This is a genomic window from Pedobacter suwonensis (assembly GCF_900111825.1).
GTDB classification, from domain to species: Bacteria; Bacteroidota; Bacteroidia; order Sphingobacteriales; family Sphingobacteriaceae; genus Pedobacter; species Pedobacter suwonensis.
On record NZ_FOJM01000001.1, the window covers coordinates 553,667 to 572,495 of the forward strand.

17 protein-coding genes are annotated in these 18,829 nt (G+C 41.0%); 7 read left to right on the forward strand and 10 right to left on the reverse strand.

Going from position 1 to position 18,829, the window contains the following annotated elements; all coding sequences use genetic code 11:
* Positions 1 to 22: 22 nt before the first annotated feature.
* The 7 genes from BM107_RS02215 to BM107_RS02245 all read right to left on the reverse strand — a co-directional run bounded on the left by BM107_RS02215 (position 23) and on the right by BM107_RS02245 (position 8,026).
* Positions 23 to 2,383, reverse strand: coding sequence for a TonB-dependent receptor (locus BM107_RS02215; RefSeq protein WP_090979792.1), 2,361 nt, complete (start codon positions 2,381 to 2,383; stop codon positions 23 to 25).
* 32 nt (positions 2,384 to 2,415) lie between these two features.
* Complete coding sequence (locus BM107_RS02220; RefSeq protein WP_090979794.1) at positions 2,416 to 3,696, reverse strand: S41 family peptidase; 1,281 nt, start codon at positions 3,694 to 3,696, stop codon at positions 2,416 to 2,418.
* Positions 3,697 to 3,702: 6 nt separating this feature from the next.
* Positions 3,703 to 4,680, reverse strand: coding sequence for a hypothetical protein (locus BM107_RS02225; protein WP_090979796.1), 978 nt, complete (start codon positions 4,678 to 4,680; stop codon positions 3,703 to 3,705).
* Positions 4,681 to 4,862: 182 nt separating this feature from the next.
* On the reverse strand, positions 4,863 to 5,450 hold the full coding sequence (locus BM107_RS02230; RefSeq protein WP_139222257.1) for a hypothetical protein: 588 nt from the start codon (positions 5,448 to 5,450) through the stop codon (positions 4,863 to 4,865).
* 88 nt (positions 5,451 to 5,538) lie between these two features.
* Positions 5,539 to 6,504, reverse strand: coding sequence for a hypothetical protein (locus BM107_RS02235; protein ID WP_090979800.1), 966 nt, complete (start codon positions 6,502 to 6,504; stop codon positions 5,539 to 5,541).
* 29 nt (positions 6,505 to 6,533) lie between these two features.
* Positions 6,534 to 7,292 (reverse strand): HmuY family protein, encoded by a 759-nt coding sequence (locus tag BM107_RS02240; protein WP_090979802.1) that lies wholly within the window; start codon positions 7,290 to 7,292, stop codon positions 6,534 to 6,536.
* Positions 7,293 to 7,297: 5 nt separating this feature from the next.
* Positions 7,298 to 8,026 (reverse strand): HmuY family protein, encoded by a 729-nt coding sequence (locus BM107_RS02245; RefSeq protein ID WP_244278705.1) that lies wholly within the window; start codon positions 8,024 to 8,026, stop codon positions 7,298 to 7,300.
* 332 nt (positions 8,027 to 8,358) lie between these two features.
* Between BM107_RS02245 and BM107_RS02250 the strand changes: the two genes are divergently transcribed.
* From BM107_RS02250 to BM107_RS02260, 3 genes are read left to right on the forward strand one after another with little or no spacing between them, the layout of a single operon-like run.
* Entirely contained in the window at positions 8,359 to 9,198 is an 840-nt protein-coding gene (locus BM107_RS02250) for a heme/hemin ABC transporter substrate-binding protein (protein ID WP_090979804.1), read from the forward strand.
* Positions 9,195 to 10,238, forward strand: a complete 1,044-nt coding sequence (locus BM107_RS02255; RefSeq protein WP_090979805.1) for a FecCD family ABC transporter permease — start codon at positions 9,195 to 9,197, stop codon at positions 10,236 to 10,238. Before BM107_RS02250 ends, BM107_RS02255 begins: the two co-directional genes overlap by 4 nt.
* A 10-nt stretch (positions 10,239 to 10,248) precedes the next feature.
* Complete coding sequence (locus BM107_RS02260) at positions 10,249 to 11,121, forward strand: heme ABC transporter ATP-binding protein (RefSeq protein WP_090979807.1); 873 nt, start codon at positions 10,249 to 10,251, stop codon at positions 11,119 to 11,121.
* Positions 11,122 to 11,265: 144 nt separating this feature from the next.
* Here the strand turns inward: BM107_RS02260 and BM107_RS02265 are convergent, their stop codons facing one another.
* Positions 11,266 to 12,243: a helix-turn-helix transcriptional regulator gene (locus BM107_RS02265; protein ID WP_090979809.1), complete on the reverse strand. Its 978-nt coding sequence runs from the start codon at positions 12,241 to 12,243 to the stop codon at positions 11,266 to 11,268.
* A 900-nt stretch (positions 12,244 to 13,143) separates the two neighbouring features.
* Between BM107_RS02265 and BM107_RS02270 the strand changes: the two genes are divergently transcribed.
* The gene (locus BM107_RS02270) at positions 13,144 to 13,869 is read left to right on the forward strand and encodes a LytR/AlgR family response regulator transcription factor (RefSeq protein WP_090979810.1); all 726 of its coding nucleotides are present in this window, start codon (positions 13,144 to 13,146) and stop codon (positions 13,867 to 13,869) included.
* A gap of 110 nt (positions 13,870 to 13,979) precedes the next feature.
* Here BM107_RS02270 and BM107_RS02275 read toward each other — a convergent pair whose 3' ends face one another.
* Positions 13,980 to 14,159, reverse strand: a complete 180-nt coding sequence (locus BM107_RS02275; protein WP_057933955.1) for a histone H1 — start codon at positions 14,157 to 14,159, stop codon at positions 13,980 to 13,982.
* Between the two features lie 398 nt (positions 14,160 to 14,557).
* Here BM107_RS02275 and BM107_RS02280 point away from each other — a divergent pair, with 398 nt between their 5' ends.
* The 3 genes from BM107_RS02280 (at position 14,558) to map (ending at position 17,446) form a co-directional block, all read left to right on the forward strand.
* Entirely contained in the window at positions 14,558 to 15,667 is a 1,110-nt protein-coding gene (locus tag BM107_RS02280; protein WP_159435180.1) for a helix-turn-helix domain-containing protein, read from the forward strand.
* A gap of 241 nt (positions 15,668 to 15,908) precedes the next feature.
* On the forward strand, positions 15,909 to 16,439 hold the full coding sequence (locus tag BM107_RS02285; protein ID WP_090979814.1) for a Crp/Fnr family transcriptional regulator: 531 nt from the start codon (positions 15,909 to 15,911) through the stop codon (positions 16,437 to 16,439).
* Between the two features lie 206 nt (positions 16,440 to 16,645).
* Positions 16,646 to 17,446: a type I methionyl aminopeptidase gene (gene map, locus BM107_RS02290; protein ID WP_090979816.1), complete on the forward strand. Its 801-nt coding sequence runs from the start codon at positions 16,646 to 16,648 to the stop codon at positions 17,444 to 17,446.
* Positions 17,447 to 17,527: 81 nt separating this feature from the next.
* Here map and BM107_RS02295 read toward each other — a convergent pair whose 3' ends face one another.
* Positions 17,528 to 18,652 carry an AI-2E family transporter gene (locus BM107_RS02295; RefSeq protein WP_090979818.1) on the reverse strand — a complete coding sequence of 375 codons (1,125 nt, stop codon included), beginning with the start codon at positions 18,650 to 18,652 and terminating at the stop codon, positions 17,528 to 17,530.
* Positions 18,653 to 18,829 lie beyond the last annotated feature (177 nt).

Here is an 18,829-nt window from a genome sequence, read left to right on the forward strand (position 1 = left end):
GTAATTAATGGTAATTGAATAATTAATCTTTATATAAACGATAGGTTAATCCTGCCAGTACAATTCGTCCGGGCTGCCCCGGCATAAGTGGATCGGTATAATTTAAAATATTATCTACGGTAAGCCTGATGCTTAAATGTTGTTTCATCAGCTTCTTTTCAAAAGCCACATTGAGCATCCAAAAGCCATTTACGAAGGTATCATAACGGTCGATAAACTGGTTTCCATTACGATCCCCAAATGGATATTTACCCCTGTAATTGATACGGATATTTAAACTGGTATTCCAGGGGCGGTAGTTATAAAATGCTTTGAAGTTGGCCATGTGCCGCGACCGGTTCTCGATCCCCCAATAATCAGTTGGTTTTGGTGCATAAGAATTTCCGGTTGCCGGATCGTGGATGTTCTGGTTGTAGGGGTAATGGCCTGCTTTAATGCTGTCGATTACGCTGAGGTCTCTGGCAATCAGGTACTGGTAACCTGCACTCAGCTCTAGATTTTTAACCGGACTAACGGCAAAAGACAAATCTACTCCCTTATTTACAGCCTTTGGCAGGTTTTGATAGGTAAAGATATTACGATTTCCGGTACCCGTTGCTACCTGTATACTGTTGATCTGATTCCGTAAACTATGTTGAAAAACACCTGCCTCCAACTTGATATTGTCTTTAGGTTTCCATTCCAGACTCAGGTTTAAGGATGTACTTCGTTCTGCCTGCAAGTTCTGATCGAGCTGGTTAAGCAGAAAAGTCCTGATCTCACTGATCTGTCCCTGCTTATCTAAATTGTTTAACGTTTGCCTCAGCACTTCATTGCCTATTACCAGATAATTGGCCGCCGGATTGTAAAACACCAGGTATCTTGATTTAAAATCCGGCGCTTTAAATCCTGTACCGGCGCCGGTCTTCAACGTTAATGTCGGCATAATCTTATATTGCAGGCCTAAACTGGGGTTCAGCTTACTGCCATAAGCATTGGTTAAATCGTAGCGTAGTCCTGCAACCCATCCAAGGTTCCTGTTCATTTGCCAATCGCCCTGTAAAAAAGCAAAAGCATTGTTTACCGAACCCGGATTGTTTAGTGAGACATCGTTCATCTTTTCGACGCTTCCCCCAAAACCACCTGTAAATTTAAGATCATTATTCACGCCATAGGCAAACTGTTGTTCAAAACGATGTAGGTTCTGCACAAAAACATCTTTGGTAATGCCACTATGCGTTTGCTGCCAATCTACGCTTTGATCTGATCGGAAATTGGTATAATAATAACGGCTCATGCTGCGCAACCCTGACCGGAAATGATGATCGAAAGTGGCTGAAAGATTTAAATCCTGCTCGTTCTGACTGTCGCCAGAGATAATGCCCAAACCAAAATCTTTAGACATAAACGATTTCCTTAAGCCATACCTGCCGCTAACCCCCAGCGTACTGCCTGGAGTTAAACGGTACCTCACCCTTCCTTGCATAGCATAATTATCATAAGGCGGTGCCGTGGTTCCCTGCCGGAGGTACTTTGGATTGGTATTGAAACCATCGGTATGGTAATAATTTGCAGACAGGTTGGCCGAGCCCCGTTGCGATGCAAATGGTGTTTCGCCCTCCAGGGTTATATCAGTTATATTTAAACTTCCGTAACTGGTTGCAATTAATGCCTGCGGCTGTAGCGCACCATAGCGGGTAACAATGTTGATCGCCCCGCCAAGGGCCTCGCTGCCAAAGAGACAGGAAGAGGCGCCTTTAACGATCTCAATCCTTTCGATATTAGAAACGCTGATCCGGGATAAATCAAAATTTCCGCTGTTACGACCAACCATAGGCTGTCCGTCAATTAATATCATCACATATTCGCTACTAAAACCCTGCATCTGCACCCCAACCGAACGGGCGCCTCCGCCAATGTTGTTTACAATGGCAATGCCTGTTTGCTCTTTTAATACCTCATCCAATCTTCGGCTCCCCATTAGTTCGATGGTGCGCCTGCTGATTACTGTAACCGGCATGGCACTGCGTTCCAGTTTCAGCAGATGGTCAGGAGCAACACGATTTTCAGATACGGCCACCTCGTTAAGTTCTTGCTCTTCATCTGATAGTTTAATCATCAGGTGATTAACAGCTTTGGTAATTTTAATATTGGCCTGATAACTTGCTTTGCCAACCATGCTTACCGTCATCAGGTAATTACCGGTAAATAACTTCGTGAAACTGAAATTTCCCTGCCCGTTTGTTTCGGTGTTATGTCCATCCGGTTCGAGGCGTACAGTTGCACCAGCTAAAGCCTTACCTTTATTGTCGGTAACGGTGCCTTTTAAAATTCCATCATCCTGTGCGGCCAATTTAAACTGGCAAAACAAAAGAAAAAATATAATAGCGTATAGTTTAAGCATATTTATTGTGGCTAAGCTTTTTTTGCCTTATCTTATTGTTTTCTTAACTTTAACCTGTTTTCGAACATAATACTTTCTTTTGCAACGGGTTGCGAAAGATCATTTTTACCTGTAATCATTTTAGCTTTTGCGCCCGTTAGGTTTATCGATTGTTGTGTTGTCCCGTTAATCAGTTGCAAGGCCGCACTTAAGCAACTTTCAGCCGGGTCACCCCAAACAGGATTATCTGCACCCTTCACAGCAATGTCCGGTGGCATGCCTGTAAAATAATCTGACCAGCCATTAGCATTTTGAATCAAAAAACTGCTCAGGTAAACACTGTATTGATCGATGTTGATGCCGAAAAAGCCAACGGGCTTGCCATAGGTTTTCTCTCCAATCAGTTTGACATCAAAATAAGGTTTTAAACTGCTGATCAGCATTTCGCTAGCCGATGCAGTATTGCCCGAAACAATAAAATAAACAGCCTGGATAGTCTGTAAATTTCCCTTTTTATTAAACTTATACGTATTACCCGCAATAGTATAATCTACATCAGCCATCGTAGCCATGCGGCCTTTATAAATAGCCGTTTTTCCATTGGCATCTAAATAAGGTTGGTGCTTCAGTATTTTCGCGGTACCGTTCTGCATGGATGGGTTAAATACCTCGCGGTACATCACTTTACCATTGAGGCTGGCGGGTACCATTAAATTGGCTACATATTCTGCAGTTTCCAGATAACCCCCACCGTTGCTCCGCAGGTCAATTACCATAACTTTTGGATGGGCTGCTGCGAATTCGGAAAAGGCCAGGTCTAAAGCAACCTTAGTATTGTTTAATGAGGGAAAGGAAGCCAAAGCCAGGTAAGCAACTGGCGTATTTGCGCTGATGATTACTTTATTGGCAAGCACGGCCGTGTTGGGGTTGGTAACACTAGCATTGCTCCCAGGAACACGCTTCCCCACCTGAAGATTGGAATATTTTGGATTTTCGAAATATACCGGCAACTCGTAAGGTGTACCCGTAGCTGTGTTCATTTTTAGCTGTGAAATATCAAACAGCTCTTTCCTGAAACTGGTGATATCGGAACCAACCCCTGCATATTTTTGCCTCGGGTTAAATTCTGCATAGCTGGGTAATGCATCATTCCACAGGTATACCTGTTTGGCATATAAAAAGATAGAATCAAGCGTAAACTCGCTTCGCGTACCCGTAGTAGGCGAGATAATCTCGTCGGCCTCATCAACAGCAACCTGTTCCTTTTTACAGGCACAGGTTGCCGTTAGAATCAGCGAGAGTAGCGTGATATATAACTTAATGTAACGTTGCACTATATTTTAGTTTGTAATGGTAATCATGTCGTCAAAATAATCTGATATTCTCCCTGCTGCATAATATTCTCCCGCAGGATAGTCATAGCTATACAGATCATAGTTACCGGTGGGTAAATTATCAGGCACTTTTAAGATTAACTGACCTGTTTTGGTTTCCTTGATCATTAAGTCGTAAATTTGTTTATTGGCAGCATTGCGGATAGAAAATTTATTGATTAGTTCAATCCTGTTTGCACCAGTAAGCACAAACTCCTCCCCAAGTTTTAACGTGAGTTTTATGGCACTTAATTCTACAGGTGTAATGGTCGGACGGCCATTAGCAACACCGAATGAACGTTCTAAAACCACACTTCTCAGCCCTGATACAATCTTCAGTTGATAAATACCATCCGGCACAGTATTATCGACTGTTACGCTGAGTGCGATTGGTGATATTGCTGCAATCGCAACTTCTTTTTCCGTACTGTTGGCAGTATTTACTAAAAAAGCTTTGGTCTGTTCTTTACTGGCAATTATATTATCGCCGGTAACATTAATATTGCTACCTCTGTTTACAAAATTTTTAGTGTTATAAACCAAAACACCTGATGAAATATTTATTTTGAGCAGTGGTTGATTGATCACCATTTTAATCAGGTACGCTTTGGTTGTACCGTTTTGTGCCGTTACTACAAACTTAGTCGTTTCTTTAAAAGCCACACTTTGGCCTGAAGCCGGACTTACACTTGCCCTTTCGGATACCACAATGGCAGGCGTAATGTGGTCTGGTACAGTCTGCCCTGAAGGCCAGTATATGGTCAGATTTTTATCATCAATTACAGCTTTAACTGGTTCACCATTGGCATCTTTTACCGTAAAACTGACAATGTCAGCATAAGGAAAATCTTCATATTCTTTTTTGCAGGCACTGAATATGCTAAAAAAGCAAAAAAGCAAAAGATAGTACGAACTGGCAGAGAAGCGTTTATATATTGTATTCATAATCAATAATTGTTAGATTTGCATTTTTAGAGCCCGCAAATATGGCCTTAGCCAAGGCTAATATTTTTAAAACGATTTGGGATTATTCCCTTATGGGTTTATTTATGATTTTTAGGGACGATAAGTCGTGTTTTCGTCCCTTTTTCTATTCCATCAAAGATTTCCCTTGATAGCGCTATTCCTTATTTTAATCTCTTGGTATGGAAGTTTACCGTAGTATTGTAAGTACCAGAAGTGGTGATACCATCAAGCTGAACCACATAAAGTCGGGTTGAACCGGCAATAGTTGAACCGTTACCTACTACAGCATATCTTTTAGCCACAGGTGTAATGGTACGCGTAATCCTGTCGTAATTGTACCAGCCCACAGTTGTACTGGTATTGTTGCCCAAAGTGCTTATTGCACCTAATGTAACGGAAGAAACATCAGCTAAAGTAATACCGCTAACATTAGTTACTGATGGAGAATCGTAATAACCAAGGCTATTCGAACCTGCAATGGTAATGTTCCCGTTAAAGTTGCTGTCGAAGTTAACCTGGTTACCAGTGCTTGCCACTACATTGTTCAGTAAATCGTATCCAACCGGAGTCCACGAAGTAGGTGAAGTTGATGAATTGTTGACCACACCTGCTTCCGTATCGCCTACAGCAAGTGCTGCAGTTGTATTTTGTAAAGCAAGTTTGTTATCGGGTTGAACGGCATCTTTTTTACAGGCAGTTCCTAATATGGCTAAAGTTGCAACAGCGAACGTTAGTTTTAAAAATTTCATTTTCATTTTTTTTAGATTTATGATTTTTGTTATGTAAATGGGAATAATCTCCCCAATCGTTTTTCAAGTGGATAATGGTAAATGGATGTTATTTGGCCGTAACAGTAACTGCCCAGTTCAGGCTAAGCAACGGCCAGGTTCCAAAAGCTGCCGTTGGTGTATACACGCCTGGCGGCACGGTATCAGGAACACGGATCGTAGCTTCGGTACGGGTGTAAGAAACAATGGGCAATAACGTTTTCTGTCCGTTTACCATGATATAAAATTCTTTGAAATCATGTAATATCGTCTGCGAAGAATTGATCTTGAACGTCTCTCCCTGTTTAACGGTAACCGGTCCGTAATTAATTCCAGGCCTGCCATAAACAACTTTTACCGGATATTTCATTTCTGCAGTTAAGGCCTGTACTTTTACCCTCACCTTATAAGTTCCGGTATCCAGAGTTTGCGGAACCTGTAAATAACCATAAGTATAAGTTTTAACAGCACCGATCATGGCTACCGATACGCCTGGTGTACCCAGTGCCGAACTAGGCGCCAACTCATATTCCTTATGGGTTTTATCTACCAGGTAGGCCTTGATCTTTTTAACATCAGCGATATTAAAGTTACCTTGCACCCGTACATCATACGTGCCAATTGCCATTGTATAGGTGTTGGTGACTGTGGATAGTTCGGTGAGTGCCAACGGAGAAATCTGATTAAGTTTAATGATCAGTTTGTAGGTAGAAGTACTTTGATCGGCTGCAATGACGGTATATGTTTTTTGGGCATCCAAAACCGCCACCGGAGCAGGCGTTTCACTCAACTTGGCCCCTGCCGAAAGTTTGATCACCGGCTCTATCACGTCCAGTTCGTAGTAATAGGGTAAATAGAGCGTTATGGTTTTGTCGGTCTCATCAATGGCACCAAAAATATCTCCGTCGGATACGGCAACTTTAAACTCGGTGATTTTATTTGCAGGGATGGGCTCCAGACCTATTGTTTTTTTGCAGGCGGTAAATGTGGCAACGGTTAATGCGATACAAAGCAATTGCATTAGTTTATTCTTCATTTTAATATGGATATTGATAGCGTGTGTGTTTATTTAATTTCGAATTTTGTACTTCCTTTTGGCACCATTACAAATTCGAAAGTGAAATACATGTGTGGCGTGTTCCTAAACCATTTATCTGCAGTAAAGGCATCCTTATAACAGCTGATCATTTTGATCTTCGCATAATCGCCTTTGGCTGTACGGACAACAATGGTACGTTTCTCGGGCATAGCATAAGCAACATGCTGTTTGTTGTAACTTCCGTCCCCTCTCCTGGTACCGCCAAAATCATATAGGTACCATCCCATTCCTTCACCAAAATCACCTTCATCGTCTGTACCAATGCTTTTACTGATGCTTAACGTAGCATCTGCCGGCACATCGGTAACCTCCTCAAAAGGCTTTTGCAATATGGCAATCGCCCCCGTACCTGTACTTCCTGCGCCTAAACTATTTGAAGACTGACCATTATTGCTACTTAAAAAACTGTTGTAAAGTCCACTAAAGCCGATATCCCAACGGTTGGTTTTGGCATACAATAAAGGAACAACGGCCCTGGTTTCTAAACTGAACAAAACAGCTGTTGGCGCTACCGTTGGATTCGCATCATCCGTTTCTACGGCTAAATTTTCTATCCGCTGCAGTTTATAATACGGTGTACCGCCTTCGGTATGGGTTGGCAGTTCTTTTTCCGGCCCAGGCGAAACGATTGCTTCTTTCTTGCAACCAGTAAAAAGTAAACCCCATATTAAACAGGCTGAAGCCCATTTAAGACAATTTTTGTTTATGTTAATCGCTGTACTCATCTTCTCTATCTGGTCTGTAAATTTTTGCTTCCGTCCTGCTGCACGTAATACCTGAAGGTATAATAAGGTGCAGGCCAGTTTAAATCGGTAACACTTGGTGGATTGCCCTTATAGGCATTAATTAACTGGAGTTTGGCATATTTGCCATCGGGCAGCCTGATGGCGTAGGTACGGTTGGGAATCGCCTGCATAATATGCGTATTGAGGCTGTAAAAAAACCACCCGTTGGAGCTGGATGATGAAGCCCAACCAATTTTAGTGACCTCGCTGGTATTAAAAGCCTCGTCAGTTGGCGCCTGGACTACTTCATCATAACTTTGTTCCAACATGATCACAGCACTATTGGCCATTCCGCCAAAACCAGGGTTATATGGATAAGCTTTATCGTTTACATAAACCTCACTGTTGTATGGCCCTGTAAAAGCTAAATCCCAATCTTTTGTTTTTAACCATTGTAATGTATCGGCTGCATTGCGGATCCAGATCTGTTTCTGATCCCTCAATCGGAAAAGAAAAGTATGAAAAGGCCGGACTGCTTTACCGGGAGTCCCACTACCCATTGCCGCCTGCGTATCGCCAGCCAGATCGGTAATCACGATGCTTTTACCATCCTGTAAAATATTATTTTGGTCTATTTCAGCTTTCTTGCAGGAAGCAAAAGCCCCTGTTAAAAGCAACAGGCCTACCGCAAGCGTGTTTTTGCTAATCTTATAGGGATATACTTTATTTTTCATTAGCGTTATTATTTTTAATCATTCTAAATAAGAACACTGCAAACATCCCAATTAAGCGTCAAAAATGGTTTGTGCAATCCGTATTTTAATTTGTGCAATCCGTATTTTATTTTGTTCAAAACGTATTTTTTCCATCCCTCTTTTGCACAAATCGACAGAAAAACCTCAAGAAAATAACACACAAACATCTTAATACCAATTACTTAAACACAAAAATCCTTTACTTTTTCTTCAAAAATGTTTGATTCAGTTTTACTCAATTTCAATTTGAAATACTTGTATTTAGATTAATTAAACACTTTTTTTGTCTCAATCAATTAGCAGGTTTAAGCATGAAAAAATATTACGTCACACTTCTCATCATTTATTTCTCAATTGGTCTGCAAGCAGTTAAGGCGCAGGCCAGGAGTATCATTACTTTAAGCAGCGCCATTAGCGAAACCGTATATGCTTTAGGGTATGGCAAGTATTTGGTGGCAACAGACGTGACCAGCGTATGGCCCGAAGAAATTAACAGGTTGCCGAAAGTAAGCAGGAACAGATCATTTTCTGTTGAAGCCATTATGGCCTATCGGCCAGATCTTGTGCTGGTTCCCGAAGGCGATTTTTCAAAAGAAAACTTCTACCAGTTTAAGTCATTAGGCATCCGCGTAATTCCCGTCCGCCAGGAATTTTCGGTTGATGGTGCAACCAAATTCATCAGGCAGATTGGGGCAGCCATTGGAGATAAAGCCCGGGGTGAACAACTTGCACAGCAAACTACATTGCGAATCCGTAATACATTGAGTCAGTTAAAAAAGGGCATTAAGGTGCCGAAAGTGCTATTTATTTATGCGCGCGGTGTAGGCACCATGAATGTGGCCGGAAAAGGGAGTAGCATAGACGCCCTCATCAAACTGGCCGGTGGCAAAAATGCGATACAGGAGTTTAGCGATTTTAAACCTTACACCACAGAGGCGCTGATTAAAAGCAATCCAGATGTGATTCTGATGTTTGATTTTGGTTTAAAGAGTTTAGGTGGAAAGGAATCTTTTTTAAATTTCCCTGGTGTAGCTTATACCAACGCCGGAAAAAACAAAAGGATTGTGGAGATGAATGGTCCACTGCTCATCAATTTTAGCAATCGTTTACCTGAAGCCATTAAAGCCTTAAACAGCCAGATTTTCCAATGAGACGGTTATCAATATATACATTACTCAGCGCAGGCTTACTGGTTTCCATCTGTTTTTCGCTTGCTTCAGGCGCCATGCGCATTCCGATAAAAGAAGTGATCGACACCTTGACCCATAAACTGGGATTTACGCTGTTTGGAAATAGCGGTCACGGCATCAACCAAAGCGTGATTATGATGATCAGGTTACCACGTACCTTGTTGGGTATATTGGTTGGTGCTGCACTGGGCGTTTCAGGGGCAGCCATCCAGGGTATATTCAGGAATCCACTGGCTGAGCCGGGACTGGTGGGTATATCTGCAGGTGCATCTTTGATGGCAGTACTGATTATTGCTTTTGAAACCTTTTTATTTTCTGGTTTAAGCCAGCTCTTAGGTTATTATCTTTTGGCCTTTGGTGCTTTTGCCGGCGCAGGAATTACGGCTATGCTGGTGTACAACCTTTCGAAGGTTAACGGACAGGCCAATGTTCCGACCATGTTGCTGGCCGGTATTGCAATTAATGCCATGGCAGGTGCGTTAACCGGATTGGTTACCTACCTGGCCGATGAGCAGAAGCTGAGGAGTATTACTTTCTGGATGATGGGTAGCCTGGGCGGTGCCACCTGGCAAAATGTAGGTTGTTTGTTTCCTTTCGTATGTATTGCCGTGTTTGGCCTCCCGTTTTTAGCCAAAGGTTTAAATTTGTTTGCCATTGGCGAAAACCAGGTTGAGCTGATCGGCCTGAACCCCCACCGCATCAAAATCCTGGTCGTGGTAATGGCCACCATGGCCGTAGGTGCTTCGGTTGCCGTTTCGGGCATTATCGGATTTATCGGTTTACTTATCCCCCACCTTACACGTTTAATTGGCGGGGTAGACCATCGTTTTGTACTTCCGGTTTCAGCATTAATGGGCGCGTTGGTACTCACCGTGGCAGATCTGGTTTCGAGATTAATCGTACAGCCTATCGAATTGCCAATAGGCGTGGTTACTGCCCTGATGGGTAGTCCCGTTTTCCTATACATCCTCATTAAAGACAAAAAGAAATTAGTTAATTAATTACCGGTTTATGCTTAGAGTAGAATCCATTACCTATAAACTGAACAAGAGGCCCCTCTTAAAAGACATATCATTTAGCATCAGGCCGGGCGAAATGGTTGCGCTTTTAGGATCGAACGGTGCCGGAAAGTCTACCCTGATGCGCTTACTTTCTGGTGAGAGGAAGCCCGAGAGCGGGCGCATTATGCTATATGGAGATGATCTTCGGGATTATAAGCGAAAGATACTGGCCACCAAAAGGGCGTACCTGCAACAGCACAACCCGGTTACCATGGCTTTTAGCGTCAAAGAAGTAGTAATGATGGGGAGGTATGGCTTTAAAGGCTTACCATCTGCAAAAAACGACGAGACTGCGGTATTAGAAACGATGGAACTTTGCGGATTGCTTGATTTTGCAGACCGCTCGATGCTTAGCCTTTCAGGCGGCGAGCAGCAAAGGGTACACCTGGCCAGGGTTTTGACTCAACTGTGGGATAACCCGGATGCTGTATTGCTGTTAGATGAGCCGACCAACAATATGGACTTGCAGTTTCAGCATCAAACCCTGTCTATCGCTGCTGCGATGGCTAAAAAAGGTTATATGATTATTGTGGTACTGCACGATGTTAACCTTGCTGCCCAATATGCCAGCCGGCTGATCATTTTAAAAGATGGCCGCAAATGGTGGGATGGCACCCCTGCGCAGGTGCTTACACCGCAGCACATTTATACGGCATTCGGCATTCACGCCCAGGCATATACAGACCAAAGCAGTTTAAAAACAGTTATCGTACCTAAAGAAATTAAACTTGATGCCGCAAAGTTCAATTCTAACCTGCAAGCTGCAGGGCAGCCCATTTATAATTTGGCAAATACCAGTATCGATGAATTGGCGACAATCTAATTATTCATTTGGCCAATCGTGCTATCCTGATAGCAACATTTTGAAAACGACATTTCTGCATCCACTATTACTTTCATAAAAACTAAGCCAGGCCATTGGTATTAACGGTACAAAAAGTAAGAATACGGGGCCCAGCTTATCGAATCAGAGCCGCAAATCGCTAGGTAAAATCCCATAATACTTTTTAAAAGCATTGGTGAAACTGGCTTGATGTTTAAAACCGATATTTACGCCTACTTCGTACATGTTTTTTCCTTCCTCTAAAATCAACCTTTTGGCTTCCTCCATCCTCAGGCGGGTTACAAAATCGTAAATGGTACTGCCAAAATATTTTTTAAAGCCCGTTCTCAATTTAAATTCGTTCAGCAATATCATCTTTGAAAGTTGCTTATGGGTTGGCGGATTGATATAATCGCGCTCCAGAATTTCCCGGGCTTCTTCCAGCTTTGGAATATCGCGATCAAGCAGCGGTTCCCTGCCGCCCTGCAGGTGCTGACTAAATTGCTCCAGCTGATACATAATCAGCTCGGTAATGCGTGCATCAGTAAACAAACGTTTCAATTCTCCGTCCTGCCTGCAGGTAATAATGGCATCAATCGCCCTGTACATTTCGGGTGTCATAAAAAGATCCTGGTCCGCAAAAGAGGTTGATATTCCTTTTTCCATTTCCTGTACAAACTGTTCATGTAAGGGAGAATACAGATCAACCAGACGGAGGTAATAATCTTTAGAAAGAACAATCAAAAAATATACAAACTCTGCATCCGGTTTCACATCATAAGCTTCTTTTGCCGAGGGGATATATCTGATGTTATGTCTGCTCAATCCATATTTAGCTGATGGATTACCTATTCCCGAAGTATTTTTGCGGCTAAAGATAAACTGACAGGTGATGGCCTCTCCTTCTACTTCAGTGAGGATGCGGGCCGGACCATCAAATTTCATCTCGGCGTGCACCAGGAACAGGCCATTTGTAGATAGCTGATAGTTTTTGATGGCTACGGGAGCATCCTTAATGGCTATTGATTTTTCTGACAATCGATGATCAGGCACATACCGATCTGGAATTTCTTCGCTAAACAGAAAATCTTTTTGATGTGCTAGTCTTGCCTTTACAATCATTTCAGGTCGGTTATCATTTAATCACTTACCAGACAAATATAATATTATTATTTATATTAATTCTAAATAAGGATGATTATTAATGATCAGCTATTTGAGAAAACAATGCTCAACTGTCAGGTAATCGTTTATTCACTGGCCTTACAGCGTGCTGAACGGGCCTTTGGCTTAAAGGGTGCCAACCTGAAATAAACCTGGACAAAATTACCTAAAGGCGTTTATTTAGGGGTCTTTTAATAAGATATAGAAAGATGGACTCCGCAGGATATTATAATAACATCTGTGTAAAACAGCCATTCTATTATTCGTATTAACAGATGTACAATGAATTTCGGCAAAAGGCCTGAAGGATAAAAAATTCCCATCTAAAAAAGAGCGCTGATTTAGATAGGAAAGAGAGATAATTTAAACCTGATGAGTTAATAGGTAGATGTTAGTATGGTGATCAATTTCAAGATGAAAATGATACATTAAAAATTGAGGCATTTTTCATTTAGGTCAAACTAAGATCGCATTCTGCACTCATTTTTAGCACTAACTTACATAGATCGGTGTATTTTCGTTATGGATAGGTGAAATTGGTAATCGAATCCACCGTTGCTTATCAAAATACCCCGCCATTTCTACCGGTATTTCATATCATTTATATTGCCGCCTTTCGAACAAATCAAATAAATATCAATTAAACTGGCTTTCATCTACTCCCTTCAATTTTTATGGTTAATGCAGTTATGAATTCTGTTAATTACGAAAGCTGAAAGGGTCCCTGACATACAATAATGTAATTTTCATCATATAAATTACATCTAAAGAAGAAAATTCAAGGTAATACAGGATAAATTTTCTATTTTCAGAGCGAAAAGGTGTAATTTCGTTATATATGCAAAAGGAGTTTAACAAATGATTAGGTGTATAGCCATTGATGACCAGCAAAACTCGATATTGGGTCTTGAAAAATATATAGCAGATACGCCAAATATGGAACTCCTGGCTAGCTACACCGATCCGATGGCAGCTTTGAGCGAACTCAAAAATATCGATCTGGTAGATGTAATCTTTATGGACATTGAAATGCCACAGCTTTCAGGCATTGAACTTTCTAAAGCAATCCGCTCCAAAACCAGAAAACTTATTTTTACTACCTCGCATGCGGAATATGCCTATGAAGCTTTCGAAGCAGAGGCAGATGCTTATCTACTCAAACCTTACGGCTATGCTAAATTTGCCTTAACGCTAAACCGTGTTTTTGGAGAGGAGATAGAAGATTTTGCGCAGGAATCCTACTTCTTCGTCAAGAATAAATCTGAAGCACATAAAGCTGTTTTAGTACGATATGCAGATATTATCGCGTTTGAAAGTTTTCACAACTACATCAAAATACATACAACAGAAAAAGTGATTATTGCTTATTTAAGCCTGAAAGATGTTAAAGAGCAGCTAAATATAGAAAAAGGCTTTATTCAATTGCACAGAGGTTATATTATTTCCATCAATCATATCTCACATGTTGAAGGTACAAGGATCACACTTTCTAACCAAACCAGCTTTACCGTTGGCGATCTGTACTATAATGATTTCCGTGATTTTTTTGCTGATAAACTGGTAACCAGCAAACGAAGCAAATAAGGTTTTCGTATCACATAACGTGCAGGACACGATTGACGAGATCAGGAAGAAGGAGTTATATCATAAAACTTCATCACTTTTATGATATAACCTCTCTTTTAAGCGGTAAATTATTTTGCGCTGTTTTTTTTATCGGTTACTTCAGCTCTGATTTCCTGGGCCAGAACTTTTAAGTCTTGCATAGCTTTACGTACGCGTGTACCAGCAGCTGCATTACCGCCATCATAAAATTTGGTTACGTCTGCTTCAACTGAAGAGATTAAATCTTGCACTTTTTTAAATTTGTCCATAATTTTCTTTTGTAGGGATGATCTACATCCATTAGTTAAATAATATCACTTTCCGCTAGCAATAAACGGGCCGCAAAACTATTGTTTTTATAAGTTAAACTAACGTTTTTGCTACATCATTATTACAAACTACCTCAAAAAAACAGTGCAGTAACGAAGTATGGTAACAAAAATAGCTGCCGCAACACACAAAAGCTTCCTCATTTTTAACGCTTTAAGCGTAGTGCCTGCTGTCGTCAAAAAAATTAAAATCGAGCCATTTAATTTTGTAATTATGTCTTATCTTGGTTGGAAATATGCAGTCGTTAAATCTTCTCATTTGCACCACTTGTTTATTACTACTCACCTTCTCCATACATCTCTTTTTTGCGAAAAAGGGCAATAGGTTTTTAAACCTATTGCTTTCCCTTGTATTTTTCGCACGTTTCGGACAGATCTTCACCTCGTTGCTTTTCAAAGCTGGTCAACCCGAGGCTTTGGCCATCTTCCATCAAACGTTTACACCGTTTTATTATGCTGCCCCAGCTTGTTTTTATTTATATGTTACAGGCTTTCTTCAGCACCGTAAACGGTTACAAAAAATAGAATGGCTTCATTTTATACCAGCTTTACTGGCCGTTATCCATGTTATCCCCTGGCATCTTTCCGTTATGCCTGATTGGAATTTGGTGGGAACACAGTTAGCCCAGAAAGGATACTTCTTTTTAAATGTAAAAACGGGGCTTTTTCCGCCATACTTCCATTATATATTTCGGCCATTAATGGTCATTTGTTATTTATGTGCCAGTTGGATTGCGGTCATCCGCCTCAAAAACAAACCTCAACAGTTCTTCGATAGCGAAGGCAGAAAATGGATCATCTTTTTTCTAAGGATCGGAACTTTTTTTCAGGTGTTTGGTCTGGCGCCCTTTATGTTAAAATACCTGAATATACCGTATGTTAATACCTATTTTATCGTATTAAACTGTTTGGCCCTGCTGCTTATTTTGTGGTATACGCTTCACAAGCCTTATATTTTTTATGGCTATTTGCTGGTGGCGGTAAACTGGACTAAAAAACCTGAAGCCGGGGAAAACAGCACTGATGACCTAATAGTTCCTTTAAAAACAGAAAATCTGATACCTAGCCCTTCAAAAGCTAAAAAGTTTAACCTTTTAGATGAGCAGTTGGCAGACTATGCCCTCGCCATGAAAGAAATAATGGAAAGGGAGCAGCTCTACCTCCTTCACGATTTTCAGATTATGGACCTGGCGGCAAAACTTAACCTGCCGATCCATCACTGTTCTTTTGTAATCAACAAACACATCGGCAAAAATTTCCGCGATTGGATAAACGGTTACCGGATTGATCATTTTTTGAAACAATATCCCCTAAAATCAGATAAAATAACCATCGAAGCCATGGCCTCAGAAGCTGGCTTTAAAAGTCACGCCACTTTTTATAACGCATTTAAAAAGGAAACAGGATTAATGCCAACTGCCTATTTTGCACAGGAAATGAGTTATTAACCCGTCAAATAACCATTTTGTAGTCTAACTATCGTATCGTTAGAGATGACAAAACACCTCATTCGTGAGTGTAGACCACAAACAGGATACCTTTGATTCTGGAATATTACAAGTGTATATCATTTCAATTGAATATGCTGGTACTATATGCTGTAATCAATATTAGTTTCATATGCACAACTCGACATCTTATTTACGTCCCCTCTTTAATTATCTTGAGCAATTTTGTCCTTTATCAAATGTGATCAAAGCCCAACATGAAAGATCCTGCAAGCTTATCCATGTAAAGAAAAATAAATATATTCTTTCACCACTGGATAGTAATGCTTCTCTATATTTTTTGATAAGCGGGGTTGTACGTGGTTTTGTCCGCGATGGTAAAAAAGATATTAGTACCTGGTTCAGTTTAGGAAATGAATTAATAAGCGCTATACGTCACCCCGACCAGCAGTCTGGTCCTTCTATAGAATATCTTCAGGCCCTTGAAGACTGCAAGCTCATCTGCATTCCATACACTTTAATGGATTTCCTGTACAATAACTATCCTGAGACTAACCTGATCGGCAGAAAGCTGATGGAACGGCATCATTATGCGGCCTCAGAGCGCGCAATACTGTCGCGCATTCCCAAAGCTACCGGCAGATACCGCAAACTTCAGGAGAGTGGCCTCGATATCGACCGAATACCACAGCGTTACCTGGCCAGTTACCTGGGGGTACGTGGAGAAACCATGAGCAGAATAAGAAGTAAGATTTTGGAACCAAATTATTAAAACGCACCCAAGTATTCCGGCAAACTTATAGCTAAACGCCAATGCTTTCAGTATATAGTTCACAGATCCTGGTTTTCGGTAAAGGAGTATATTTTTTTTAGCAATGAATATCAGGAGTGGTCACAGGAGCATGAACGTTACCCCACCATAAGGTATACGAAGATAAAAATAGCACGCTTTCAGCTTCTTTTGCTAAATTTGCAGCAATGATTTTATATAAAACCAACGAAGAAGTAGAACTGATGCAGATTAGCGCACTATTGGTGAGCGATACCCTTGCAGAAGTAGCTAAAATATTAAAGCCTGGCATCACCACCCTCGAAATAGACCGGTTAGCCAACGAATTTATTATGGATAATGGTGCTGTTCCATCCTTTTACAATTACAATGGCTTTCCTTTTCATATTATCACCTCGGTAAATGATGTAGTGGTACATGGTTTCCCTAACAAGGATGAATTGAAAGATGGTGATATTATTTCAGTGGATGTTGGCACGATTAAAAACGGTTTTCACGGTGATCATGCTTATACTTTCATCATAGGCGAAGTATCGCCCGAAATATTAAACCTGGTAAAAACGACCAAAGAGTCGCTTTTTCTGGGGATTAAGGAAGCTGTTGTGGGCAAACGCATCGGCGATATCAGTGCAGCCATCCAAAGCTATAACGAAAAGCAGGGATACGGCGTGGTAAGAGACCTGGTTGGCCACGGTTTGGGCAAAGAGATGCACGAAGATCCACAGGTGCCGAACTATGGCAGAAGAGGTACCGGTTTACTTTTAAGGGAAAATCTGGTGATGGCCATTGAACCGATGATCAATATGGGAAAAAAGGATGTTTTTCTGGATGAAGATGGCTGGACGATCAGGACGGCAGACGGAAGCATGTCTGTACATTTTGAACACGACGTTTGTGTTAAAAAAGGTGAGGCACTTATTCTTTCCAATTATGCACCTATTGAGGCCGCAGAAAAGCAAAACAGCAACCTGAACACTTCTTATTATTAATATAGCAGAAAACGCAAGGAACTCTGACTATTATCAGAATCCTTGCGTTTATTTGTTTCTTTAAAATCTGTGATTTAGAAACTATTCTTTTTCGGTTCCCGATTTGGTAGCCACCGGTTTTTTCTTTCTGAAAATAGGAAAAGTCATCGGACTTCTGGCCGGGCGCTCGTCGCCAAGCAATACACCCCATTGTTTAAATGATTCGGTACGATCGAATATAATTTTAAGCACGGCCACAATAGGCAAGGCCAGGAACATCCCGGAAATCCCGGCTATACTGCCGCCTATAAATACCCCGATAATTGCAAACAAAGCATTTATCTTCACCTTCGAGCCTACAATACGCGGCATCAGGATATTATTATCCAGAAACTGAACAAAAGCAATTACACCTAAAACGGTAAGTACGGGCCATAACTCCTGCGATGAAGTAAGCGTTAACAGTACACCGATCACGTTACCGATTAAGGCACCTACATAAGGGATCAGGTTTAATATCGCAAAGATTACCCCGATTAGCAGGGCATGTTTAATACCAATCAACATCAATATCCCCCCCAATAAAATGGTCATATAGGTAATCTGAATTAACAGTCCGATCAGATAACTTTTAATAATCGATTCAGTTTCATAAATGGCTTCTTTAACTTTCGGATGGTCATCCGCTTTAAACCACATGAAGATAAAACGCAAAATAATGTCTTTATAAAAAAGCATCAGGTAGATATAAATGGGTAATAAACCGATAAACACAAATATACCACTCAGAGTAACAGCAGCACCACCTGCCATTGATGTCCCCATGTTCATCAGGTCATCGCTTTTGGCCTGAATAAAGGCTTTTTGCTGTTTATCATTGTAATGGGTAATGCGACTGATCCAATCGCTTAACGAATTGATATGTTGTGTTACATTGGCCTTTATCTGCGGAAAATCTTTAACCAAAATTCCAATCTGGTTGGAGAAAAACCAAATAATCAAAGCCACAAACAGGGCCACCAGCAAAATGGGTAAAATGATGGCTAACGATTCCGGCACTTTTTTTCTTTTTAAAAAGCGGTATGCGGGGAGCAGCATAATGCTGATGAAAAAAGCCATCAATATTGGCATGATGATGTCTCGTCCGATCACCATCACCGCTGCAATGGCCATTAGGCCCAGTAATTCTATTGATCGTTTTACGGTTAGGGGTAATTTATTCGTCATAAAAAGCTTATTCTGATTTGAGATTTAAACACCGTCCGGTTTGAAATGTTTTGAATAATTGCTTTGCGTGTGGGGTTTAGCATTTGGCGGCGAGAATTATTTTAAAATTGGGAGCGTGGAGTTGCGAGACAATTAACCGGTTAACCAATTAAGCAGTTAACCCTAATTAAAAAAATT